We start from the raw sequence: 24,274 nt of genomic DNA, 5'->3' as shown, positions 1-24,274 counted from the left end.
TTAGACGCCTTTATTTGTTTTAAAAGAACTTTTTTTAAAATGTGTATAAGCGGAGAGATTAGCTTTTCCAGTAGCGATCATATAAATTTTGCATATGGTCAGTCATCCGTGTTACGGCTTCTGATGCGTTCCGCTCTTCTAGTGCTTTTATAATCATTTTGTGCTCTTGAAAGTTGATCTCTCGATAATCTGAACGAGTAACAGTCCGATCACGAATAAATCTCCACATTTCCTGTTGTTTCATAGCATTCGTAATAGAAGACATAAAGGTAACAAATAAATCGTTATGTGACGCTCTTGCAATGCCCATATGTAGTTGTTCGTCGGTTTCAGGAACATATACACCCGACCGTGTTTCTTCTTCCATTTTTTTTATCGTCTGTTTAAGCTCCTCAATCTCTTGATCGGTCGCTCTCAAAGCGGCAAAATGGATAATTAAAGGTTCAATGTGCATTCGGGCTTCCACAATATCTTCAGGAGATGCTGATTTCATAGAAAGAGTCCCTTCAGTGGTGATGGTCGTATTTTTAACGAACACACCTTCTCCTTGACGGGAGTAAATGACACCATTCATTTCTAATGCACTGAGAGCTTGCCTGACCGGTGCACGGCTGACGCCAAATTGTTCACATAGTTCTCTTTCAGAAGGAAGTTTATCTCCTACTTTAAAAGAGCCTAACTGTATTTCTGAAAGGATTTGATTATAAATCTGTATATATAATTTTTTATTAGAAACAGGATTGAATTTCATAAAAATCACTCCTTTCAATAGGTATTGTTATTTGTCATACAAGTATATTAATTATATACTTTTCAGATTTGAAGGGCAAAATAAAAACAGACCTTATGAGGGCCTGTTTTTATTGAAAAGTAGTCCTCTATGAAGTTTTCCGCTCACTTCCCTTTCTCCCGTTTCCGTTTTTCCTTCTCCGCCCGGTAAAACTCATGAAACATCTTCATCAGCGCGCGCTTCTCAATACGTGACACATAGCTCCGCGATATCCCAAGCTCTTTGGCTATTTCCCGCTGCGTTTTTTCTTTCTTTAAATCAAGGCCGAACCGGCCGACGATCACTTCTTTTTCTCGGCCGTCGAGAATGTCGATATACTCCTTTACTTTTTCAAGCTCCATGTTGAGCTGAATGGTATCGATCACATCTTCATTTTCGGATTTTAAGACATCAATTAATGAAATTTCGTTGCCTTCTTTATCCTGACCGATGGGGTCATGCAAGGAGACGTCCTTTTTTGTTTTTTTGAGCGCGCGTAAGTGCATGAGAATTTCATTTTCAATACACCGCGCCGCATACGTTGCCAGCTTTGTTCCTTTTCCAGAGGAATAGCTTTCGATGGCTTTAATGAGTCCGATCGTCCCGATGGAGATGAGGTCTTCAGCGTCTTCCCCGGTATTTTCAAATTTCTTTACAATATGGGCGACGAGCCGAAGGTTATGTTCAATCAGCATGTTTCTTGCGTGTTCATCGCCCTGTGCCATGAGGGCTAAGTATTTTTTTTCATCATCTCCAGAAAGGGGCTGTGGAAAGGCATTGTTTTTGACATAGGACACTAAAAACACCAATTCTTTGACCATCAATCCCATCGCTGTAAATACTCCTGCCACGATTTTCACCTCCACCATGTTTAGGCCGCTGCCTATATCCTCAAATGTATGTGAAGGAGGGATTGTCTGTGTCTGTACGATGAAAAAATCATCTTTTTCAAAAAAATCGTGCTTCAGTTCGTCTCTTTTTTATGTTTGCGGTTTCTTTGCGGTGCTTGGCGGTCAAGAAGCGTGCTAAAATATGTAATATTAGACCGAAAAGGAAGGGGTAATTTCGGAACATGGGGAAGGTTCTATCTTCACATGTAGGTATGAAAATTAATGAATGGTATCGAATGATACGGCAGTTCAGTGTTCCAGATGCGGAAATCTTGAAAGCGGAAGTTGAAGCGGAAATTGAACAGATGGAAGAGGACCAGCATTTACTGATTTATTATCAGCTCATGTGTTTTCGGCACCAAATCATGCTTGACTATATACACCCTTCAAAATATCAACCTTTCTCAGTATCTAATCTAGTCGATAAAATCGAAAACTCCAATCATGAGTTATCTGATATGCTGCATTATTACCATGCATTTTTTCGTGGCATGCATGAATTTAGTCAAAAAGAATATTTAGAAGCCGTCAAATATTATCGAGTCGCAGAAAAGCAGCTGTCCATGGTATTTGATGATATTGAGCAGGCAGAGTTTCATTTTAAAGTGGCAGAAGCCTACTATATAATGAAACAAACACATGTCTCCATGCACCATATTTTAAAGGCGCTGGAAATATACGATCAGCATGATGCGTATACGATTCGCATCATTCAATGTCTCTTTGTCATCTCAGGAAATTATCAAGATTTAAAACGAAAAGACCGGGCGCTGCCTCATTTAAAAAAGGCAAAACAGCTCGCATCTCAAATTGATCACCCGCGCATATACAGTTCAGCGCTCTATAATTTAGGAAAATGTTATGGCGAGCTTGGCTATAGAGAGGAAGCGGAACGATATTTAACGGAATCCGCTGATCTTGCCCGCAAAGAGCTGCTCCCAACGCTTCCGCATACGCTTTATACGCTGGCGAAGCTGCTTTTTAGACAGAATGAACAGGCGGATGCCCTGCGCATATTAGAAGATGGGAAATTGGCTGCAAAGAAGCATGAAGACCAGCTGTTCTGTCATATGTTTGAGTATCTGGATGCTTTATATGTTCAGGAAATCAATGAAGACCAACTGCAAAAAACCATTGATTATTTGGAAAAACTTAGCCTATACTCTTATATAGAGGATATCTCACTAGAAATTGCGACAGCCTTAGAAGCCTCTCAACAATACAAAAAGTCCAACCAGTATTATCAGAAATTATTATGGGCTCAAAATCAAATCCAAGAAGGAGAGTGTCTGTATGAATTCTAAGCAACGTTCGACAGTTGAAGAGAGAAACCAAACGTGAAACAAAGAGCGGGCCAATATGGCCGGCTTTTTTTATTTGAAAAAGAAGCAGATATCACCATGAAGCTTGCATGAATTGATGCGAAAGCGGGCAATTTATCGGTAATGATGTTCGGTGGAGGAGGCGGTCGAATGAGAGGGCTGCATATCTTGATGTGTATATGGCTGCTAGGTGCTTTTGTTCCTAATGAAGTAGAGGCACATACATTAAAACGAGTCGATCTTGAAAAAACGGGACGTGCCTTTTGGGACATGAGAGCGGAACGGAAAAAGATTGCGATCACCTTTGATGATGGACCTCATCCAGTGTATACAAATCAAATATTAGATGTGCTGAAGGAGCATCAAGTGAATGCAAGCTTTTTTGTGATAGGGAGCAGAATCCATGCTTATCCAATGATCGCAGAACGGATTGTGGACGAAGGGAATGAACTCGGCAATCATACGATGAATCATACGTATTTTGACCTTTTGTCGTCAAAGGAGATCAAGCGGGAATTAAAAGAATCAGCGGCTCATATCGCTTCACTCCAGCCTGGCGGTCCCTTATTATTTCGCCCTCCTGGTGGACGCTTAACAATGAAATCATTCCGCATTCTGTCAAAGCAAGGGTACGATGTGGTCATGTGGTCCTTTACGCAAGATCCGAAGGACTGGTCAAGACCAGGCGCATTTAAAATTGCAAGCCGAATTATTGATCATATTCAAGGCGGCGATATTATCCTTTTACATGATGGCGGGGGAAATCGCAAGCAAACGGTAGAAGCATTGAAACAAGTGATTCCTGAGTTGAAGAAGAGGGGCTATGAATTTGTAAAAGTAAGTGAACTGCTGCATCATGACAAAGCATATATGCCTGTTCAGATGCAATAGGCAGCATTCGTCAAAAACATTCATTCATTGAAACCAAAAGTCTTGTCGTTTACTATATGAAGAGGGCTTTTGGAGGTGAATGTTGTGAAGAAATATGTTTTCCTTTTCATCCTATTATGTGTTGCTGCTGGGTGCTCTAAGCCAGTACAAGAAAGCGTTATTGCATTTGGTGACAGCAATACAAGAGGATCAAACTGGGACTTTCGAGATTATCCAACATCTGAAAAATGGGTGAATCTCATGAAAAACGTCGAGCGCGGCCAAATTCAAGTGAAGAATGCAGGCATTGGCGGGCAGACGACTGAAGACGCGAAACTGCGCTTTGAGCAGGATATTTTAAAACAGAAACCAACTTACGTCCTCATCATGTTCGGTACGAATGATGCGGCGATTTTAGACGGGAAACATCCCCGAGTGACGAAAAAACGGTTTAAAGAAAATTTAACCTACTTCATTTCTGAAAGTAGAAAAGAAGGCATTACCCCGATTCTCATGACCTGTGTGCCTGTTGTAGAAGGCGGGAAAAAGGGCTTGTATTATTACTCCAGATATAAGTCATCTTATTTTGCCGGGAGAGGCGGGGCAAGAGCTTGGCAAAACTCTTATAATGACATCACAAGAGAAGTAGCGAAGGATGAGCAGGTACCGCTTGTCGACAACTGGAAAGCTTTCATCCGAGAAGCTGGAGAAGATAGTGATCATGCCCTGATTCAGTCAGGTTTGATCGACCCTTCTGGCAATCATATGACACCAAAAGGGGCGAGAATTATTTATAACGAAATCAAAGAGCGTGATGTCATCAAACATTTTTAAATGATGGCTATCTGCCTAAACAAGACCATTCATCCAGCATAGTCTAACAGTATATCTTCCTAGAAGGAGGTAACTGATATGTGGGGATGTCCTTATCCTTACCCTGCGTGTTCGCCTTATCCAGCACAAGGAGCAGGAATCGGTTACGCTTTTCTTGTTGTGTTCCTTGTGGTCATTTTAGTCGTAGGCGGAGGGTTATGGTTTTGGAATGAACAGCCTTGCAATTAAGACACCTCTTCTTTCATCAGAAGGGGTGTTTTTTACGGAAAATAGTAGTAAGCCTATAGCGCAAGTGATATAATATCAGTCACCTGAGTTTAAAAAAGGAGAGTGCTCGGGAGGCATGGTTCCTGTGATATGGAATTAAGAGGAAACAGAGAGCATATGCCCGAGCGAACGTCTTTTCATTTCTGTCTCAATTAATTCAATGAAGTCGCGATTTAAGTTCATTTCATTTGCTTTATAATACGATTCTATAAGTAAATCATCTGACAGCTTTTTCATACTAGAAACCCATATGATGGGAAAAACACCTCCCCTGAAAAAGTTGGCATAAAATTTGAGGAAAAGACATATCATCATAGGTTGATCGACTGTCTTTGAAGTACCTTTAATCTACCATGAATGGGAAACAAGAACAATCGTTCTGTTATCCACATGGTTAAGTGGATAACTTGTGGGTAGAGTGTTTATAATTGAATGAAAGCATGATGAAATATAGGTGGATAATGTGTGTAAAATTATCCACACCTGTTGAAGGTCCTCATCATATGTCGAAAACTTTTTCATTGTATTCGATAGACAGACAAATTGTGATTTGATTCGACACAATCGCTGAAAACCAATGGAAGAAAGGGTGCAAATTGTGCTAAAGAAGTATTTCTTACCGGATGAATTTGTGAAAAGTATTTTCCACATTTCACCGCAAAAATTAAAAGAACGAAATGTAAAAGGAATTATTACCGATCTAGATAACACACTAGTAGAATGGGACCGTCCAAGTGCGACACCGCGCTTAATTGAATGGTTCCAAGAAATGAAAGATCACGGGATACAAGTGACGATTGTATCGAACAATAATGAAAAAAGGGTCAAGCTTTTTTCTGAACCGGTTCATATCCCGTTTATTTATAAAGCGAGAAAGCCTATGGGAAGAGCCTTTAATAAGGCAGTCGCTGATATGCAGTTGAAAAAAGAAGATGTGGTTGTCATTGGGGATCAGCTCATGACAGATGTTCTTGGCGGGAATCGTCATGGCTTCCATACGATTTTGGTCGTTCCTGTTGCTGCCTCGGACGGATTTTTCACAAAGTTTAACAGGCAGATTGAACGCAGAATTTTAGGAGCCTTAAAGCGTAAGGGCCACATTCAGTGGGAGGAAGAGTAATAATGGAAAAGGTTGTTTGTATTGGCTGCGGTGTAGCCATTCAGACGGAAGATAAAGATCAATTAGGATATGCGCCGGCAGCATCTCTATTGAAAGAAGATGTGATCTGTCAGCGCTGTTTTAGGTTAAAGAACTACAATGAGATTCAGGATGTTTCTTTAACAGAGGACGACTTTTTAAATATATTGCACAGCATTGGAGAGACAGATTCTCTCATTGTGAAGGTCGTTGATATTTTTGACTTTAACGGAAGCTGGATCAACGGGCTGAACCGTATTGTCGGCGGTAATCCGATTTTACTTGTCGGCAACAAAGTGGATATCTTACCGAAATCCGTGAAAAAAGATCGTCTGATTCATTGGATGAAACGGGAAGCCAAGGAAAACGGATTAAACCCTATCGATGTTTTCTTGATCAGTGCAAGCAGAGGCCAGGGTGTACCTGAGGTGATGGAAGCGATCGATCATTACCGCGAGGGAAGAAATGTCTATGTCGTCGGCTGTACGAATGTTGGAAAATCAACATTTATCAATCGAATCATCAAAGAAGTATCTGGCGAAGAGAACGTCATTACTACATCCCAATATCCAGGTACTACACTTGATGCGATTGAAATCCCGCTTGATGACGGGTCTGCTTTATTCGATACGCCGGGCATCATCAACCGCCATCAAATGGCGCACTATGTCAGCAAAAATGACCTGAAGATTTTAACGCCGAAAAAAGAATTGAAACCGAGAACGTTCCAATTAAACGAAGCACAAACGCTTTATTTTGGCGGACTGGCTCGATTTGATTATGTAAAAGGCGGCAGAACATCATTTGTCTGCTATATGCCAAATGAGCTGAACATTCACCGGACAAAGCTGGAGAACGCAGATGATTTATATGAAAAACATGCAGGGGAACTGCTGTCACCGCCATCAAAAGAGGGAATAGAAGATTTCCCGCCGCTCGTTCCGCATACCTTTACCATTGATCAGCCAAAAATGGACATCGTCTTTTCAGGTTTAGGCTGGGTTACTGCAAATGATGCGGGCAAGCAAATCAAAGTTTATGCGCCAAAAGGCGTTCATGTGTTTATAAGACGTTCGTTAATTTAAATGTTCAAAGGGGGAGAGACCTTGAAACCTTTATACGGAGTAATCGGTAACCCTGTTGGCCACTCAATGTCTCCGGATATTCATAATGCAGCACTAAAGGACGCTGGAATTGATGGACATTATCATGGCTTTCAAGTAGAAAATGATGACCTGAAAGATGCGATTAGCGGCATGAAGGCGTTAGGAATAAGCGGCATAAACGTCACTGTTCCTCACAAGGTAGAAATCATGAAGTACCTTGACAAAATTGATGTGACAGCTGAACGGCTCGGTGCCGTCAATACGGTGCGGCGCGAAGGGGATCAGCTCGTTGGGTACAATACAGATGGAGAAGGTTTTCTTCATTCATTGCTTGAAGCCTTGGATCAGCCGTTATCAGAGCTGTCATTTCTCTTGATTGGTGCTGGCGGAGCGGCAAGAGCGATTTATACGACAATTGCTAAGTATGCACCGAAGAGCTTTGATATTACGAACCGCACCATTGAAAAAGCTGAAGCTTTAATTGAAAGTGCAGAGGGAAAAATCACATCTCAAGCAATCACATTAAATGCAGCAGAAGAGCGGCTTGGGGAATATGATGTCATCATCCATACGACCTCGATCGGCATGTATCCGAATGTTGAAGAAACCCCGATTTCTTTAGCGAACGCAAAAAAAACAGCGGTCGTTTGTGATATTGTGTATAATCCAATAGAAACAAAACTGCTTAGGGAAGCAGCAGGTTTAGGCTTGAAAACAGTGGATGGGGTTGGCATGTTTGTCGGACAAGCAGTAAGAGCCTTTGAACTGTGGACAGGCATTACACCTGACGCCGGAAAAATGAAGTCAATTGTCATAGAGAAATTAGGAGGAACACCATGTTAAAAGGTAAGCAAAAACGTTTTTTACGTGCACAAGCACATCATTTATCACCTATTTTTCAAGTTGGAAAAGGCGGGGTAAATGACAATATGGTCAAGCAAATTTCCGAGGCGCTTGAAGCAAGAGAACTGTTAAAGGTCAGCGTATTGCAAAATTGTGACGAGGACAAAACGGAAGTTGCGAAAGCACTTGTAAAAGGTGCAAAGGCTGAGCTCGTTCAAACGATCGGAAATGTGATTGTCCTTTACAAAGAATCTAAGGAAAATAAACAAATTAAGCTGCCGTAAAGGTGGATGCGATATGAAAAAAATAGGGTTGTTCGGCGGTACGTTTGATCCTCCCCATAATGGGCATTTGCTGATGGCAAGTGAGGTGCGGATTCAAGTTGGGCTTGATGAAATTTGGTTTATCCCAAACCATATGCCTCCTCATAAAACAGGACGGAAACGAGCAGATAGTCATCACCGGATAAACATGGTGGAGGCGGCGATTCAGTCAAATCCGTATTTTCAGCTCGAGCTCATTGAAATGGAGCGGGAGGGTCCGTCTTATACGGTAGATACTGTCAATCTGTTAAAGAAGCGTCATCCAGAAGATCAGTTCTTTTTTATGATAGGAGCGGACATGGTCGAGTATTTGCCAAAATGGCATCGGATCGATGACTTGCTTCAAATGATCACCTTTATTGGGATGAAAAGACCGGGTTACGTTGGAAGTACGGCATATCCTCTTTTATTTGCAGATGTTCCAGCTTTTGATGTATCATCGACATTGATTAGGCAGCGAATAGAGCAGGGGAACCCTGTCGATTATTTGATTCCGAAAGCTGTTGAGCGTTATATAAAGGAGCATCATTTATATGAATCGTGAAGAAGCATTGAACTGTGTCAAAGAGCAGTTAACAGAGCATAGATATACACATACACTCGGAGTCATGGAGACAGCCATTTCATTAGCGGAACGGTTCGGTGCAGATGTGAAAAAAGCAGAGATCGCCGCTATTTTTCATGATTATGCGAAATTTAGGCCAAAAGAAGAAATGAAGGGGATTATCCAAAAAGAACAGATGAACCCTTTATTGCTTGAATATTCGCCCGAGCTTTGGCACGCCCCGGTTGGTGCCTATTTGGTCAAAAAAGAAGCTGGAATTGACGATCAAGATGTGTTAACAGCTATTGAATTTCATACTTCCGGCAGACCAGACATGACCTTACTTGAAAAAGTCATTTATGTCGCAGATTATATTGAACCAGGACGTCATTTCCCTGGTGTCGAAGAAGTAAGGGAATTAGCAGAAAATGATCTAGATCGTGCACTGATCCAATCATTAAAAAACACCATCAGTTTTCTAATGAAAAAGAATCAGCCAGTCTTTCCAGATACGCTTGCTACTTACAATTCGCTTGTGCATAAGAACAACTAAGGAGGAATTTTGGATGGATTCATCATCAATTTTAAACGTCGCAGCTGGAGCATGCGATGATAAACGGGCTGAGGATATTATTGCCCTTAATATGCAAGGAATCTCACTTGTTGCGGATTATTTTCTCATTTGTCACGGGAATTCTGATAAACAAGTGCAAGCCATTGCAAGAGAAGTAAAACATCTTGCAGAGGAAAGCGGAATCGAAGTGAAGAAGATGGAAGGCTTTGATGAAGCAAGATGGGTATTGATTGACCTAGGTGATGTCATTGCCCATGTGTTCCACAAAGAAGAAAGAGGATACTACAATCTAGAAAAGCTATGGGGAGATGCGCCGAGAGAAACGCTTTCACTTGGCATTAACTCATGATTTATCAAGGGTTTGCAGGTGTGTATGACGAGCTCATGACACATGCACCTTATGATGAATGGGTTCAGTGGATCCAGCAGTATATGAAGCCGAATGCTGCCATCATCGATGTAGGCTGTGGAACTGGAGAGATTTCTCTTCGGTTAGCTGAAAAGGGACACAAGGTCACAGGAATTGACATCAGTGAAGAAATGCTGGCCTTTGCGCAGCAAAAAGCGCAGGCGAAAAAGCAGTCGATTCAATTTTTACATCAAGATATGAGAGAGGTTACGGGCTTTGAGCAAGCCTTCCAGGCAGCCGTTATTTGCTGTGATTCCTTGAATTACTTAAAAAACGAAAATGACGTCAAAAAAACCTTTAAAAACATGTTTCAGCTTTTAGAGGCAGATGGGGTTTTACTTTTTGATGTTCATACGCCTTATAAAATGGAAGAGGTATTCCCAGGTTCGACTTATGCAGATCAAGATGAAGAGATCAGCTATATTTGGCAGAGTGATAAAGGGGATGACATGTATTCGGTCATACATGATTTAAGCTTTTTTGTAAAAGACGGAGACATGTATCAGCGTTATGATGAGACACATGAACAGCGCACATTTCCATTTGAAACATATGCAGCGTTCCTTGAGTCCGCTGGCTTTGAACAAATAGAAGTGACTGCTGATTTTACAAATGAAGCCCCCGGTGAATTCGCCGAAAGATATTTCATCTCAGCTAAGAAACCAAAAACCATCGTTTAATAGAACGATGGTTTTTTAAAACCCTTTTTTCGCTTGTTGCAAAGATGATTAATTTCTGCGATCATCAGTGAACACACTTGGCGGATATTGATGCGCAACTGCTTCTAGATCTTCATCGAATTTTTCATGGGTATTTTGAAAGAGACGGTGAAACATATCTTGCACACCTGCTTCAAGTGCTTTAATGCCTTCACCAGTGACGCCGCCTTTCACACATACTTTGTCTTGCAGTGTCGGAAGGGTATAGACTCTTTTTTCAATCAAACGGCCAAGACCAACAAGCATATCCTCTGATAAGGTGGTGGCTTCTTCTTTGGAAATATCCGTTTCTTCTACGGCTGCTTCAATCATTTTCTGAACGAGAAAACTGATAAAAGCAGGTCCGCAGCTGACAATATCGGAAGCCGCTCTAGTAATTGAATGATGGATCTCGATAGGTGTTGAAATGCACGAAGCTAACTGTCTTAACGCAGTTTTCGTCGCGGCATTGCATGATGAACCAAAAGTTAAAAGTGATGCGCCTGATAAAGCGCGGTTTGTAATGCTTGGAATCAGCCTGGCTGTTTGACAAGAAACGATATCCTGAAGCTGTTCAGGATGAACCGGACTTGTAATGATGACAATGGTTTGCTGCTCCGTTAAAAGAGGGCTCAGCTCTTTTAAAAGTGGATAAATATCAAGTGGTTTGACACAAACAAAAATGAAATCTTTATTCGTGACAGCCCCTGAAAGCTGTTTCGTTACTTCAAGCTCTGGATGGTTCTTTTTTATATTGAACGCTTTTTCAATGGTTCGGTTTGTAATGGTAATTGATGAGGGATTGACTGCCTTTGATTCAATAAATGCCTCAGTAAGTATGGTACCCATGTTTCCTGTACCGATTAACCCTATATTCAAACGTTCTCCCTCCTTAGACGCATAGGATCTGTTATCTTCTAAACAGTATGTTGAGCAGTAGAAAAATATGATTGAAAGAAGCGTGAGTAAGTGAAACGACTCATTTCATTAAAAAAATACAGTCTTTATATCGCCGCTGGACTCATAGTCGTGATCATCTTCAGTTTCTTCTTTTTCACTGGAAAAGGAGAGGGCAGCAGAGAGCCAAGTGTATTGAAGGAAAATAAAGACATACAAGTCACATTCGAAGACAAACAAGAAAAGACAGAAAAAGAGCCATCGACGATTTTTGTAGAGGTCAAAGGAGCTGTAAGGAAGCCAGGTGTTTATACGTTTCAATCTGATGCTCGGGTAGAGGAAGCGATTCAAAGGGCAGGAGGCTTTACCAGCAAAGCAGACTCGATTGAAATCAACCAAGCAGCTAAATTAGAGGATAGTATGATGATTTATGTTCGGAAGCAGGGGGAAGCGGAAAGAGAAACGCAAACAGTATCAGCTGACGCATCAACGGGCGTTGAAAAGAGTGAGGGTGTGAATGTCAATCAGGCCGATGCAGCCGAATTGCAAACCATTAACGGCATAGGACCAGCTAAAGCAGAAGCCATCATTTCGTATAGAGAGGAACACGGAGAATTTCAACAAATTGAAGACTTGCGGAACATTTCAGGTTTTGGGGAGAAGACGATTGAACGGCTGAAAAGTCAATTGACCGTGAAGTAGAATTGACGGTAGAGAAGAAAGGCATGTACACTTAATATCAACCATCATTCTGGAGGGATCAGCTCGTGGAAAGAATTTCATGGAATCAATATTTTATGGCACAAAGCCATTTGCTTGCTTTACGAAGCACCTGTGAGCGGTTAGCTGTTGGGGCGACCATCGTAAGGGACAAGCGAATCATTGCAGGGGGGTATAATGGCTCCATTGCCGGTGATGTTCATTGTGCGGATGTAGGGTGCTATGTCATTGATCATCACTGTGTTCGCACCATCCATGCGGAAATGAATGCTATTTTACAATGTGCCAAATTTGGTGCACCTACAGCTGATGCTGAAATATATGTCACACATTTTCCTTGTTTACAGTGCTGTAAAGCCATCATTCAATCGGGCATACGAACAGTGTACTATGCAAAGGATTATAAAAATCATCCATATGCGATTGATTTATTCGAGCAGGCGGGTGTTCAAACAGAGCAAGTTGAATTAGATGAAATGATCATCGACTTAAAAAATCAAGAAAAATTGGCCTTTGTTGCAGATTTAATTGGGAAGCTGAGTGAATCAGGACTTAGCGAAACAGAAATTCGCGATATGCATGAGAAGGCGAATCAATTATTTACTTCCTATGTTTAAATATTTGCCGTTTGGGGCAATTTCAGCAGCTGTTGGAATTGCTCTGGCTGCATATCATCTTCATATGTATTTCCTTCTCTTTCTTCTCATCATATTACTTCTCAGCCTACTGAAAAAAATGCCTCAGCTCTTTTTAATGGTCAGCCTATGCGGTGCTGTCTATATACTCATTTTTATGATTCATGAGTCTCTTGAAACGGATCAACCCGTACTAGAAAAATTCCTATCTGGTTCCGTTGTGATTGAAAGTATTCCGAAAACAGATGGCAATCGTTTTTCAGCGACTGTTTCAACAGACCATGAACAACTAGCCACTTTTTATACAATTCAAACAGAGCGTGAAAAAGAGGCATTAAAAGAGATAGAACCTGGTATGAGCTGTCACATGACAGGTGATGTTCGTCCAGCAAAGCACGCAACCATTCCTAACGGGTTTCAATATGATCAATTTTTAAAATCAAAAGGCATTGACGCCATTTTTCTGCCACAGTCGATCAAAAACTGTACAAAAACAGACAGTTCTTCCTATTATCTTCAAGTGATAAGGCAAAAGGGTTTGAAATTTTTAGAAGATCATGTGCCTAAACACTCTGTTGGCATTGTACAGGCACTTATTTTTGGCGATCGTGAGTTGATAGACCCTGACACATTAAGAGATTATCAAATGCTTGGCATTATTCATTTACTAGCGATCTCAGGATTGCATGTACAAACGCTTCTTGCATGTTTATTTTGGTGTCTCCTTCGTGCGGGCGTGACAAGAGAGACAGCACGTATTCTTCTATTATGCTTTCTTCCTATTTATGCTTGTTTGACAGGTGCTGCACCATCTGTTTTAAGAGCTTGCCTCATGGCAGGAATCTATTTAGTGATGACAAGTCTGCCAAAAGAAATGAAACAGCCTTCTGCTGTGGTATTAAGTGCAACGTTTTTACTCTTATTAGCAATTCATCCTCTTTATTTATTTGATATCGGATTTCAGCTTTCATTCGCGGTCACGTTTTTTATTTTGTTATCGACTAGGATTTTATCAAAAGCAAAAAGTTCAGTCATGCAATTATTCCTGATTTCCTTTATTGCACAGCTTGCTTCACTTCCTGTTCTTTTATATCATTTTCACCAATTCTCTTTACTGAGCGTACCTTTGAACATGATATTTGTTCCTTTATATACGACGGTCGTTATGCCGCTATCCTTACTCTTTTTTATTCTCACTACCATTTATCTTCCGCTTGGACAAACATTGTTTCAACTGCTTGATTCGGTGATTCAGCTTAGTCATCAATTGTCAGCCTATATGGCTGTTTTTGATGAATTCAACTTGATTTTTATGAAGTCTGCTTGGTGGCATATTCTTCTTGAGGTAAGCGCCTTAATTGTTCTGTTATTTGTGATGGAGTGCAAAACTTCTGTGAAATCCTATGCACTGCCGATCCTTTTTCTTATTGGTGTCTTGAGTGCACACTATTTCACCCCGAATTTTTTCGAAAAAGGGGAAGTGACGATGCTGGATGTAGGACAGGGGGATAGTTTGTTTATTCAGCTGCCCTATCGAAAGGGGCACCTGCTTGTGGATACAGGAGGCAGACTTTCTTTTGAAGAAGAACCGTGGAAAAAAAGGCGTAAAGTGTCTTCGATCGGTGATCAAACGCTGATCCCGTTTCTGCATTCTAAAGGTATAGCAAAACTTGATGTTCTTATTCTTACACATGCGGATCAAGATCATATGGGAGAAGCAGCTCGTTTAATCAAACGAAATAAAGTAAAGCGGCTGGCTATTCCGAAAGGCTTTGCACGGAGTCCAGAGGATGCGGAGCTGTTAAAAGAAGCAGCTGATCAAGGGATCATGATTGATGAATTAGAGAGAGGAGATCAGCTTCAGATTGGAGAGCAAATATTTGAAGTTCTTCATCCATCGCGTGATCAAGTGACAAGTAAGAATAATGATTCACTCGTTTTGACATTTACTCTAGGCGGGAAGCGGTTTATGCTCACTGGAGACCTTGAACAAGAAGGGGAGCGAGACATTATAGAAGCCTTTCCTCATCTGCGGGCAGATATCTTAAAGGTTGGACATCACGGGAGTAAAGGGTCAACAAGCGAAGAATGGCTTCAACATCTCAAGCCCTCACATGCACTCATTTCAGCAGGTGAACGCAATCGTTATCAGCATCCACATCAGGAAGTTTTGAAGAAATTAAAGGACCAGCAAATGAAGGTGTATCGTACAGATATCAACGGGAGCGTGACATATGAATTTCTCAATGAGGAAGGAACGTTTTACACACACCCTCCATATGATATCTTACAAACTCAATAAAAAAACTGCCAAAACGGCAGTCATGTAACCTTCATGAAGTTAAGATCCAACGAGGTGTATAATGGTTGCCAAAATAAACATTGAGGCGAAAAATCCGAATGTGACGATAAAACCAACGGCTGAGTCGGTCACATCATTCCGCTTGCTTTGAACATTTTTTTCAAATTCATTCATTTTCATCCCTCCTGGCTAATTTTAGTATACTTGAACTCATTTGGAATTGCTAGAAGGTAAAGTAACCGTTTTCCATTTTATGATCATTTTATGAATATCGTCTGACAGCAGGCTGACCCGGGAGCTTGCGCCGGACGTTTACTATAAATGAGGAGGCGGCACTTTCAGCTTCCTCTTTACTAATGTCTTCACACACTTTAGGATAGAAGAGGAAGTGAAAGAGAGGGATTCAATTGATGGTCTTTGATGTGTGGAACAATTTAAAACGAGGGGATATCCATCCCGTTTATTGCTTATATGGGAAAGAAACATATTTACTGCAAGAAACCGCTGCTAAATTGAGACAAGCTGTAGTAGACGAAGAAACGAAGGATTTTAATTACTCCGTCTTCGATATGGAAGAAGTACCGCTTGAACAGGCTGTAACGGATGCAGAAACATTTCCGTTTATGGGAGAAAGACGTCTCGTCGTGATCAAGAATCCTTATTTTCTTACAGCTGAAAAGAAAAAGGAAAAGATTGAGCATGAGCTTTCTGTATTAGAAGCTTATTTAGAAAAGCCAGCGCCCTATACCATTCTCGTGTTATTGGCACCATATGAAAAGCTGGATGAGCGTAAAAAAATCACCAAATTGCTAAAAAAGAAAGCTGCTGTCGTTGAGGCGAAAGAGTTAAACCCAAAAGAAACAACTGATTTCACCATCACACTGGTGAAGACAGAAGGAAAGACGATTACATCTAAAGCGGCTGAGCAGCTTGTGATGCTATGCGGCGGGAGCCTCTCCTCTCTATTCCAAGAGGTTCGGAAGCTAAGTACATATATTGGAGAGCGGGAGGAAATTGAGTTAGCGGATGTCAATCAGCTCGTTGCAAGAAGCTTAGAGCAAAATATTTTCGAGCTGATTAATCAAATTGTAAACAGACGCCGCTCTGAGACCATGCAGATGTTTTATGACCTGCTGAAGCAAAATGAGGAACCCATTAAAATATTAGCACTCATTTCAACTCAATTTCGATTGATTTTGCAGACGAAGTACTTCGCTCAGCAAGGCTATGGACAAAAACAAATTGCTTCAAATCTAAAAGTCCATCCATTCCGGGTCAAACTTGCGATGGATCAGGCAAGACTGTTTTCAGAAGAAGAACTCAAGCAGATCGTCAAAGAGCTTTCAACGATTGATTACGAAATGAAAACGGGTAAAAAGGACAAGCAGCTGCTGTTAGAATTGTTCCTGCTTCGTTTGTTAGGCGCTTGAATATAAAAAAACGACCTTCTAAAAAGAGGGTCGTTTTTGTTTAGATGTATAATTGCCAGTCTGTCCTTAAGGCTCGGCCGGTCAGGACGGACGTACAGTTAAACAGGTGCCTCATCACTGAGGCGTTGCAAGCATTATGCAGAAAGTCCGTTTACTTGTTTAGCAAGTCTTGATTTGTAACGCGCAGCTGCGTTTTTGTGTACAAGACCAGTTTTAACGGCTTTGTCAATGCGTTTTGCAGCAGAAGCAAGAGCAGCTTTTGCTTGCTCAGCATCGTTGTTAGCTACAGAAACTTCAACTTGTTTAATCGCAGTACGCATCGCAGACTTGATTGTTACGTTATGTGCACGGCGTTCGTTATTCGTTTTTGTACGTTTGATCGCTGATTTAATATTTGGCATGTGTTTCACCTCCTAAGATACAACCTAAACACAATTGTCTTAAGGTTAAATCTTCACAATAGAACAAATTGTATTCTATCAAACACACATTTAGAATGCAATATAAATGTAAAGTATTTTTCATTGATGACGTGCTCGAATGTTTCTTTCAAGAGATGGAAAGACTACTGTTAATTACTTGGTGGAAGGAGTCTTTTTATGGAGAAACAGAAACTCGATTTAAGCGTTTATCAAATCCGGACAGACCTCGCTGTTGAAACAAAAGAGATACTAGAACAAGAGAACGATCCGAATGTCGTCAAAAAGGACGGGATCCAAGGGATTGTCGAAAAGGAAAAAGAAGAGCAAGGCATCCGCATACGTACTGTGGAAATCACGAAAGAAGGGGAGGAGCTGACCGGCAAAAAGGCAGGGACATACTTGACGTTTGAGGCACAAGGCATTCGGGAGAAAGACTCTGAGATGCAAGAAAAAGTCGTTGAAGTCTTTGCCCATCATTTTGCTCAGTTTTTAAAAGACAGAGGCATTCAGGCTGATGCGAGTTGCCTTGTAGTAGGGCTGGGAAACTGGAATGTTACGCCAGATGCACTAGGTCCTCTCACGGTTGAAAACCTGCTTGTGACCCGCCATCTCTTTGAATTACAGCCGGAAAATGTTCAGGAAGGCTATCGCCCGGTTTCCTCTTTGTCTCCAGGGGTGATGGGACTGACCGGTATTGAAACAAGTGACATTATCCAAGGCGTGATCGAGCGGTCTAAGCCTGATTTTGTCATTGCTGTCGATGCCCTTGCTGCTCGAGCGGTAGAACGAGTGAATACAACCATTCAAATTTCTGATACAGGTATCCATCCCGGCTCTGGTGTAGGGAATAAGCGAAAAGAATTAAGCAAAGAAACATTGGGCATTCCAGTGATTGCGATTGGCGTTCCGACAGTGGTGGATGCAGTAACGATTGCTAGTGACACAATTGATTATGTCTTGAAGCATTTTGGTAGAGAACTAAAAGATGATAGACCATCCCGCTCTCTTGTGCCGGCTGGTTTGACATTCGGGAAGAAAAAAGTACTTAACGAAGAAGACTTGCCAGATGAAGAAACGCGTCAGTCATTCTTAGGCATCGTAGGAACCCTTCCTGAAGAAGAAAAAAGGCAGTTGATCCACGAAGTGCTTGCGCCCCTGGGGCAAAATTTAATGGTCACGCCTAAGGAAGTCGATACATTCATTGATGATATGGCAAACGTACTTGCCAACGGATTGAACACAGCGCTTCATCAAAAAATCACGCAAGATAATATGGGTTCATATAATCATTAATCGGTTCTACTTTCTCTAGCTCGCTCATAGTGTAATTACTAGAAAGCGTGCTGGAGGGAGTAAATCATGAAAAAAAGACCCCGCCGTCCTCGACAGTTGGTCGTTGCGATTAATGGAACGAAAGTAGTAAAAAGCATCTTCTTATTTATTGCCTCTCTTGTTGTGGTATTTGTGATGTCAGGGGCTTTGACCTCTTTAAAACCCGAGCTGAGGCCGCAAGCCTCGTTATATGGTGTAGCAGATGAGCTCTCTGGCGCATTTTTTGCCACATTAATGGGCATGGAAAACCAATATTTCGCCTCAGCAGTTCCAGAAGCTCAAAAAGGATTTCATTTCTCTGGGCTGTCACTGAAGCTTGCAACCAGTATTAATTTAGAAGACCCGCGCAGTTTCCTAGGAAGAGAGCTCCCAGGCTTTGAACATTTTGATACAAAAATCATCTTAGCGGGTGAAGGAACAGACTATACCAATATGCCAATGGAATCGCCGCCGCCTAGTGAAGTGATCCAAGATGAAAAAGAAGCAAATTTGGCTGAGCTGGACAAGCTCGATGATGATGCGCCGAAAAAGCCTGCCAAAGAACCGGACCGGTCAACAGGAAAACGAAAAGCTGTGTACATTTATCACACACATAATACGGAATCATATTTACCATTTTTAAAAGGAGAAACGAATCCAAATAATGCACGGCACTCAAAAGTGAATGTCACCCTTGTTGGCGACATGTTTGGAAAGGCGCTTGATCAGCAAGGAATCGGCAATACAGTCGACAAAACGGAAATTGAAAAAAGACTGGTGAAAAAAGGATTAAAATATCCGCAGTCTTATAATGAATCAAGATTGGTCGTGAAAGAAGCCTTAGCGAAAAATGATGACCTCGATTATTTAATTGATATTCACCGGGACTCAAGAAGAAAGAAAGATACGACTGTCGAAATCAAAGGGAAGAAATATGCGAGAATTGCGTTTGTTGTTGGGAAGAAGAATCAAAGCTATGAGAAAAACTTAAAGCTTGCGACAGAGTTCCATCATTTGATGGAGAAAAAATATAAAGGTCTTAGTGTCGGTGTGTTTGCCAAAGGAGAAATTGGCGATAATGGAATCTATAATCAAGATTTATCCGACAAAGCCCTTCTTTTAGAATTTGGTGGAGTAGATAATAATATGGAAGAATTAAGAAATGCATCCAATGCTGCAGCTGATGTATTCAGCGACATTTTCTGGGACGCGGAAAAGGTGGACGGCAAAGCAAAGGATGAGAAAAAACGCTCTTAAGGTGGTGACGGGGATGGGCTCATTTATTGGAAAAACCATTATTTTAGGATTGGTCTTGCTGTTTGGTGTCTTTTTAGGAATGCAGCAAGCGAATAATGGCATGCTGCAAATGAAGGGCTACCATGATCCGCAATTAAAAGGAGCTTTCTCCATTCAAATGAACGACAATGAAGAGAAGGAAGCTTCTATCTTAGGAACGGCTGTTACAGAAAAGGATCTTGCCGAAAAACAAAAACAGCTGGAGGAAATAGAGGGCTTTAATGCCTTTTCCAAGGCAGGAAAAGCCCTGTCTGATGGCATGACACATGCAGCCCGTTCTCTTTATGATTGGGTGAATGGGAAATAAACGAATTCATGAGATATCACCCTTTTGATCAAAGCCGCTGACCGATAAGCGGCTTTTCTTGATTTCGATTGAATCTTTACAGCCCTATTGATATAATCTAACCTAGCGCAACCCGCGTTTTATAGTAGGAGTGATAGATTGTGACAGATAAAGAAAAACGATTAGAGCGGCAATCAAGAATTCGAAATTTCTCCATTATCGCCCATATTGACCATGGGAAATCCACATTGGCAGACCGTATTTTGGAAAAAACAGCGGCGATTACTCAACGGGAAATGAAAGAACAATTGCTTGATTCCATGGATTTAGAGCGTGAACGCGGCATAACGATTAAATTAAACTCTGTCCAGCTGAAGTATAAGGCGAAGGATGGGGAAGAATATATCATGCACCTGATTGATACACCAGGGCATGTCGACTTCACCTATGAGGTATCTCGAAGCCTAGCTGCCTGTGAGGGTGCGATTCTTGTAGTAGATGCAGCACAAGGAATTGAAGCACAGACACTTGCGAACGTTTATTTAGCTCTTGATAACAACTTAGAAGTTCTTCCGATTATCAACAAAATTGATCTGCCAAGTGCAGAGCCTGAGCGTGTAAGAGAAGAAATTGAAGATGTCATCGGGTTGGATGCGTCTGAAGCTGTTCTCACCTCTGCTAAGGCGGGTATTGGAATCGAGGATATTTTAGAACAAATCGTTGAAAAGGTGCCGGCTCCCGCTGGAGATCCAGAAGCACCACTTCAAGCCCTTATTTTTGATTCTCTTTACGATGCGTATCGCGGCGTTATTGCGTACATACGAATTGTCGAAGGAACCGTCAGACCTGGTCAGAAAATTAAAATGATGGCGACGGGGAAAGAATTTGAAGTACTTGAAGTTGGCGTTTTCACACCAAAAGCCATGCCAACAGACGAACTCACCGTTGGAGATGTTGGCTACTTAACCGCTGCGATTAAAAATGTCGGTGATACACGTGTAGGGGATACGATCACAAGCGCGGAAAACCCTGCGAAAGAAGCACTTCCAGGATACAGAAAGCTAAACCCAATGGTATACTGCGGACTTTATCCAATTGATACTGCGAAATACAACGACTTACGTGAAGCGTTAGAAAAGCTTGAATTAAATGATTCTTCACTTCAATATGAGGCAGAGACATCCCAAGCACTTGGCTTCGGTTTCCGCTGCGGCTTCCTTGGAATGCTTCATATGGAAATCATCCAAGAACGGATTGAACGTGAATTTAAAATTGATCTGATTACGACAGCGCCAAGTGTTATTTATGATGTATATATGACAGATGGAGAAAAAATCGTCGTAGATAACCCATCCAATCTGCCTGATCCGCAAAAGATTGAGCGAATTGAAGAACCGTATGTAAAAGCAACAATGATGGTGCCGAATGACTATGTAGGCTCTGTGATGGAGCTTTGCCAAGGAAAGCGCGGGAATTTCATTGATATGCAGTATCTTGATGCGAACCGCGTGAGCATTGTGTACGAAATTCCTTTGGCAGAGATCGTATACGAATTCTTTGATCAGCTAAAATCCAACACAAAAGGCTATGCGTCCTTTGATTATGAGCTGATTGGCTATCGTCCTTCGACGCTGGTGAAGATGGATATCATGCTGAATGGCGAAAAAATCGATGCTCTTTCCTTTATTGTTCACCGCGATTATGCATATGAACGAGGCAAGATCATCGTAGAAAAGCTAAAAGAATTGATTCCACGCCAGCACTTTGAAGTGCCGGTTCAAGCAGCGATCGGTCAAAAAATCGTTGCTCGTTCCACCATTAAAGCGATGCGTAAAAACGTACTTGCTAAATGTTATGGTGGAGACATTTCCCGGAAAAGAAAGCTTCTTGAGAAGCAAAAAGAAGGGAAAAAGCGAATGAAGCAAGTGGGCTCTGTTGAAGTCCCGCAAGAAGCATTTATGGCTGTGCTGAAGATGGACGACAGCACACCAAAAAAATAACATCCTCAAGGCTACCTGCTTTACAATGTCTGCCTTGACGTTTATAGTCGATAACAAACAAAGACGCCGCAGCGATAAACTGCGGCTCTTTACCTGTAAAGAAGGTGTCATCAAATGAAAGCAGCATACATTCACATTCCATTTTGTGAGCATATTTGCCACTATTGTGATTTCAATAAATTTTTCATCAAAACGCAGCCAGTCGACGAATACTTAGCGGCTCTTGAGAAAGAGATGCAGCACACGATCGAGCAAAAAGGCGAGCAGGAACTAAAGACAATTTTTATTGGCGGGGGAACCCCGACATCACTGACTGTCAGTCAGCTAGACAAGCTCATGAACAGCATTCACAGCGTATTAAAGCCGACAAAAAATCTGATTGAATTTGCAGTAGAAGCAAACCCAGATGAATTATCACTCGAGAAGTTGCATGTGCTTAAAGCAGCCGGCGTGAATCGGCTGAGCTTTGGCGTTCAAACCTTTGAAGACGATTTGCTCAAGAAAATTGGACGAGTTCATCAAAAGAAGGATGTCCTTACCTCCTTTGAGCGAGCTAGAGCGGTTGGATTTGACAATATTAGCCTCGATCTCATGTTTGGCTTGCCGCATCAAGAAAAGCATCATGTGATGAATTCACTTGAGACGGCTTTCTCGCTGGGGGCAGAGCATTATTCGGTTTACTCACTCATCGTCGAGCCGAAAACCGTTTTTTACAACTTAATGCAAAAAGGAAAACTTCATTTACCGCCGCAAGAACGTGAGGCTGAAATGTATGAGCTTGTGATGGATGAAATGGAGCGCCATGGGTTAAAGCAGTACGAAATTAGCAATTACGCCAAACCTGGCTTTGAAAGCCAGCATAACCTGACCTATTGGAGCAATGAAGATTACTTCGGTTTTGGTGCAGGCGCACACGGGTATGTAGATGGCATCCGAAATGTGAACGCAGGGCCGGTGAAACATTATTTGGAGCTGATTGACCAAACAGGTTTCCCGTATAAGGAAACACATCAGGTCACAAAAGCAGAGCAAATAGAAGAAGAAATGTTTTTAGGTCTTCGAAAAATCGAAGGGGTGAAAAGCGCTGATTTCCAAGCAAAATATGGTGCTGCACCAGAAGCACTTTTTTCCACTGTTCTTGAAGATTTAGAAGAAAAAGGCCTCATTGTAAAAGATGACAAGGGGATACGTTTAACAAGAAAAGGAAAATTGTTAGGCAATGAAGTATTTCAAGCGTTTCTCGGTGAGTTATAATTGACATTTTAATTTGAGTTTGGTAATTTTGTTTATACAATTAGCACTCGTTGAAAGAGAGTGCTAACAGGGGTGATGATGATGTTAACAAATCGTCAGCTTTTGATTCTGCAAGTCATCATTAATGACTTTATTCGTTCGGCGCAGCCAGTTGGATCAAGGACTCTTTCTAAAAAAGAAGACATTACATTCAGCTCTGCGACGATTAGAAACGAAATGGCTGATTTGGAGGAACTTGGTTTTATTGAAAAGACCCATTCTTCATCAGGAAGAATTCCTTCCGAAAAAGGATATCGTTATTATGTAGATCATTTGCTCTCTCCGCGAAAACTGTCGTCTAAAGAGCTTGTGCTCATCCAGTCGGCCTTTCAGGAGAAAATTTTTGAGCTGGAAAAGACAGTTCAAAAATCGGCGGAAATTTTATCAGATCTCACAAACTATACATCGATTGTGCTTGGTCCGAAGCTAAGTGAAAATCGATTAAAGCAAATTCAGCTTGTCCCTGTTCAGCCAAACAAAGCAGTGGCGATCATGATTACAGACAGCGGACATGTTGAAAACAAAACCATTACCTTCTCTGAGCATCTCGATGTCTCCGATATTGAGAAGCTGATGAATATTTTAAACAGCCGCCTAGCCGGAGTCCCGATGGATCAGCTGAAGGACAGAATGTATAAAGAAGTTGTGATGCTTCTTCGTACGCATTTAAAAGATTATGATCATATTTTAGATGCGCTCGGCAATACATTTACATCGACTCAAAATGAATCAAAACTTTTCTTTGGCGGGAAGATTAATATGTTGAATCAGCCGGAGTTTCATGACATTGACCGCATCCGTTCACTCATGATGCTTATTGAGCAAAAGAATGATGTCATGCAGCTGTTTCATCCAAATCAGCAAGGAATCACCATTAAAATCGGTTCAGAAAACAATTTGGAAGCGATGGAGAACTGCAGTTTAATCACAGCTACTTATTCGATTGATCAAAAATCACTCGGCTCCATTGCCGTCATTGGTCCAACCCGTATGGATTATGGCAGGGTTGTCAGTCTCTTGCATCATGTATCAAAAGACTTGTCAAACGCACTTTCCAATTTGTATGATGAGTAGGGTGATAAAAGATAGGGGCAC

The 24,274-nt window shown here is 41.5% G+C and carries 28 protein-coding genes; 22 read left to right on the top strand and 6 right to left on the bottom strand.

Translation table 11 applies throughout. The features are described from left to right. Window positions 1–58 precede the first annotated feature (58 nt). The gene (locus NSS76_RS12015; protein WP_024423055.1) at window positions 59–760 is read right to left on the bottom strand and encodes a FadR/GntR family transcriptional regulator; all 702 of its coding nucleotides are present in this window, start codon (window positions 758–760) and stop codon (window positions 59–61) included. Window positions 761–894: 134 nt separating this feature from the next. Then, a complete protein-coding gene (sigK, locus tag NSS76_RS12010) occupies window positions 895–1,623 on the bottom strand; it encodes an RNA polymerase sporulation sigma factor SigK (RefSeq protein WP_034738387.1) in 729 nt (242 codons plus the stop codon). A 218-nt stretch (window positions 1,624–1,841) separates the two neighbouring features. On the opposite strand from sigK, the gene NSS76_RS12005 reads away from it, so the two are divergent. The 4 genes from NSS76_RS12005 to NSS76_RS11990 all read left to right on the top strand — a co-directional run bounded on the left by NSS76_RS12005 (window position 1,842) and on the right by NSS76_RS11990 (window position 4,913). Beyond that, window positions 1,842–2,963, top strand: a complete 1,122-nt coding sequence (locus tag NSS76_RS12005; RefSeq protein ID WP_024427938.1) for a response regulator aspartate phosphatase — start codon at window positions 1,842–1,844, stop codon at window positions 2,961–2,963. 168 nt (window positions 2,964–3,131) lie between these two features. After that, the gene (locus tag NSS76_RS12000; RefSeq protein WP_172881083.1) at window positions 3,132–3,872 is read left to right on the top strand and encodes a polysaccharide deacetylase family protein; all 741 of its coding nucleotides are present in this window, start codon (window positions 3,132–3,134) and stop codon (window positions 3,870–3,872) included. Between the two features lie 84 nt (window positions 3,873–3,956). Continuing rightward, window positions 3,957–4,685, top strand: a complete 729-nt coding sequence (locus NSS76_RS11995) for an SGNH/GDSL hydrolase family protein (RefSeq protein ID WP_024423053.1) — start codon at window positions 3,957–3,959, stop codon at window positions 4,683–4,685. Between the two features lie 78 nt (window positions 4,686–4,763). Beyond that, complete coding sequence (locus tag NSS76_RS11990) at window positions 4,764–4,913, top strand: hypothetical protein (protein ID WP_162842499.1); 150 nt, start codon at window positions 4,764–4,766, stop codon at window positions 4,911–4,913. Between the two features lie 135 nt (window positions 4,914–5,048). On the opposite strand, the gene NSS76_RS11985 is transcribed toward NSS76_RS11990, so the two are convergent. Continuing rightward, complete coding sequence (locus tag NSS76_RS11985; RefSeq protein ID WP_003217327.1) at window positions 5,049–5,189, bottom strand: sporulation histidine kinase inhibitor Sda; 141 nt, start codon at window positions 5,187–5,189, stop codon at window positions 5,049–5,051. A gap of 361 nt (window positions 5,190–5,550) precedes the next feature. On the opposite strand from NSS76_RS11985, the gene NSS76_RS11980 reads away from it, so the two are divergent. The 8 genes from NSS76_RS11980 to NSS76_RS11945 are packed head-to-tail and all read left to right on the top strand — an operon-like array spanning window position 5,551 to window position 10,569. Next, entirely contained in the window at window positions 5,551–6,072 is a 522-nt protein-coding gene (locus NSS76_RS11980; RefSeq protein WP_008356191.1) for a YqeG family HAD IIIA-type phosphatase, read from the top strand. A gap of 2 nt (window positions 6,073–6,074) precedes the next feature. After that, window positions 6,075–7,175 (top strand): ribosome biogenesis GTPase YqeH, encoded by a 1,101-nt coding sequence (gene yqeH / locus NSS76_RS11975; RefSeq protein WP_073206372.1) that lies wholly within the window; start codon window positions 6,075–6,077, stop codon window positions 7,173–7,175. A gap of 21 nt (window positions 7,176–7,196) precedes the next feature. Continuing rightward, a complete protein-coding gene (aroE, locus tag NSS76_RS11970) occupies window positions 7,197–8,039 on the top strand; it encodes a shikimate dehydrogenase (protein ID WP_341082271.1) in 843 nt (280 codons plus the stop codon). Continuing rightward, window positions 8,033–8,323 (top strand): ribosome assembly RNA-binding protein YhbY, encoded by a 291-nt coding sequence (gene yhbY / locus NSS76_RS11965; RefSeq protein WP_008342507.1) that lies wholly within the window; start codon window positions 8,033–8,035, stop codon window positions 8,321–8,323. The genes aroE and yhbY overlap by 7 nt, the downstream gene beginning before the upstream one ends. Window positions 8,324–8,336: 13 nt before the next feature. Beyond that, on the top strand, window positions 8,337–8,906 hold the full coding sequence (locus tag NSS76_RS11960; RefSeq protein WP_341082270.1) for a nicotinate-nucleotide adenylyltransferase: 570 nt from the start codon (window positions 8,337–8,339) through the stop codon (window positions 8,904–8,906). Continuing rightward, window positions 8,896–9,459, top strand: a complete 564-nt coding sequence (gene yqeK / locus NSS76_RS11955; RefSeq protein WP_087975784.1) for a bis(5'-nucleosyl)-tetraphosphatase (symmetrical) YqeK — start codon at window positions 8,896–8,898, stop codon at window positions 9,457–9,459. The genes NSS76_RS11960 and yqeK overlap by 11 nt, the downstream gene beginning before the upstream one ends. 13 nt (window positions 9,460–9,472) lie before the next feature. Then, window positions 9,473–9,829: a ribosome silencing factor gene (gene rsfS, locus NSS76_RS11950; RefSeq protein ID WP_003217467.1), complete on the top strand. Its 357-nt coding sequence runs from the start codon at window positions 9,473–9,475 to the stop codon at window positions 9,827–9,829. After that, window positions 9,826–10,569: a class I SAM-dependent DNA methyltransferase gene (locus NSS76_RS11945; protein ID WP_234107234.1), complete on the top strand. Its 744-nt coding sequence runs from the start codon at window positions 9,826–9,828 to the stop codon at window positions 10,567–10,569. Before rsfS ends, NSS76_RS11945 begins: the two co-directional genes overlap by 4 nt. 48 nt (window positions 10,570–10,617) lie before the next feature. On the opposite strand, the gene comER is transcribed toward NSS76_RS11945, so the two are convergent. After that, window positions 10,618–11,466, bottom strand: coding sequence for a late competence protein ComER (comER, locus tag NSS76_RS11940; RefSeq protein WP_341082268.1), 849 nt, complete (start codon window positions 11,464–11,466; stop codon window positions 10,618–10,620). A gap of 90 nt (window positions 11,467–11,556) precedes the next feature. On the opposite strand from comER, the gene NSS76_RS11935 reads away from it, so the two are divergent. From NSS76_RS11935 to NSS76_RS11925, 3 genes are all read left to right on the top strand, one after another. Continuing rightward, window positions 11,557–12,186, top strand: coding sequence for a helix-hairpin-helix domain-containing protein (locus NSS76_RS11935; RefSeq protein WP_341082267.1), 630 nt, complete (start codon window positions 11,557–11,559; stop codon window positions 12,184–12,186). A 65-nt stretch (window positions 12,187–12,251) separates the two neighbouring features. Beyond that, complete coding sequence (locus NSS76_RS11930; RefSeq protein ID WP_341082266.1) at window positions 12,252–12,821, top strand: ComE operon protein 2; 570 nt, start codon at window positions 12,252–12,254, stop codon at window positions 12,819–12,821. Next, window positions 12,814–15,141 (top strand): DNA internalization-related competence protein ComEC/Rec2, encoded by a 2,328-nt coding sequence (locus NSS76_RS11925; RefSeq protein ID WP_341082694.1) that lies wholly within the window; start codon window positions 12,814–12,816, stop codon window positions 15,139–15,141. The genes NSS76_RS11930 and NSS76_RS11925 overlap by 8 nt, the downstream gene beginning before the upstream one ends. A 39-nt stretch (window positions 15,142–15,180) precedes the next feature. Here the strand turns inward: NSS76_RS11925 and NSS76_RS11920 are convergent, their stop codons facing one another. Then, window positions 15,181–15,315, bottom strand: coding sequence for a YqzM family protein (locus NSS76_RS11920; protein ID WP_012010638.1), 135 nt, complete (start codon window positions 15,313–15,315; stop codon window positions 15,181–15,183). 236 nt (window positions 15,316–15,551) lie between these two features. Between NSS76_RS11920 and holA the strand changes: the two genes are divergently transcribed. Continuing rightward, window positions 15,552–16,571, top strand: coding sequence for a DNA polymerase III subunit delta (gene holA / locus NSS76_RS11915; protein WP_206534442.1), 1,020 nt, complete (start codon window positions 15,552–15,554; stop codon window positions 16,569–16,571). A 134-nt stretch (window positions 16,572–16,705) separates the two neighbouring features. Here holA and rpsT read toward each other — a convergent pair whose 3' ends face one another. Beyond that, window positions 16,706–16,972, bottom strand: a complete 267-nt coding sequence (rpsT, locus tag NSS76_RS11910) for a 30S ribosomal protein S20 (RefSeq protein ID WP_024423042.1) — start codon at window positions 16,970–16,972, stop codon at window positions 16,706–16,708. A 198-nt stretch (window positions 16,973–17,170) separates the two neighbouring features. On the opposite strand from rpsT, the gene gpr reads away from it, so the two are divergent. The 6 genes from gpr (at window position 17,171) to hrcA (ending at window position 24,253) form a co-directional block, all read left to right on the top strand. Beyond that, a complete protein-coding gene (gpr, locus tag NSS76_RS11905; RefSeq protein WP_024423041.1) occupies window positions 17,171–18,286 on the top strand; it encodes a GPR endopeptidase in 1,116 nt (371 codons plus the stop codon). Between the two features lie 66 nt (window positions 18,287–18,352). Continuing rightward, window positions 18,353–19,561, top strand: coding sequence for a stage II sporulation protein P (locus NSS76_RS11900; protein WP_206534443.1), 1,209 nt, complete (start codon window positions 18,353–18,355; stop codon window positions 19,559–19,561). 13 nt (window positions 19,562–19,574) lie between these two features. Continuing rightward, window positions 19,575–19,907 carry a YqxA family protein gene (locus NSS76_RS11895; RefSeq protein WP_024423039.1) on the top strand — a complete coding sequence of 111 codons (333 nt, stop codon included), beginning with the start codon at window positions 19,575–19,577 and terminating at the stop codon, window positions 19,905–19,907. A gap of 140 nt (window positions 19,908–20,047) precedes the next feature. Beyond that, window positions 20,048–21,886: a translation elongation factor 4 gene (lepA, locus tag NSS76_RS11890; protein ID WP_151040085.1), complete on the top strand. Its 1,839-nt coding sequence runs from the start codon at window positions 20,048–20,050 to the stop codon at window positions 21,884–21,886. A gap of 114 nt (window positions 21,887–22,000) precedes the next feature. Further along, window positions 22,001–23,140, top strand: a complete 1,140-nt coding sequence (gene hemW / locus NSS76_RS11885; protein ID WP_024423037.1) for a radical SAM family heme chaperone HemW — start codon at window positions 22,001–22,003, stop codon at window positions 23,138–23,140. Between the two features lie 81 nt (window positions 23,141–23,221). Beyond that, on the top strand, window positions 23,222–24,253 hold the full coding sequence (gene hrcA / locus NSS76_RS11880) for a heat-inducible transcriptional repressor HrcA (RefSeq protein ID WP_003217350.1): 1,032 nt from the start codon (window positions 23,222–23,224) through the stop codon (window positions 24,251–24,253). Window positions 24,254–24,274 lie beyond the last annotated feature (21 nt).

The sequence above is a fragment of the Bacillus sp. FSL R5-0654 genome (assembly GCF_038008745.1).
Classification (GTDB): Bacteria; Bacillota; Bacilli; order Bacillales; family Bacillaceae; genus Bacillus; species Bacillus safensis.
The sequence above is the reverse complement of the archived record's forward strand: the minus strand, read 5'-3'. Positions and strand labels throughout refer to the sequence as shown.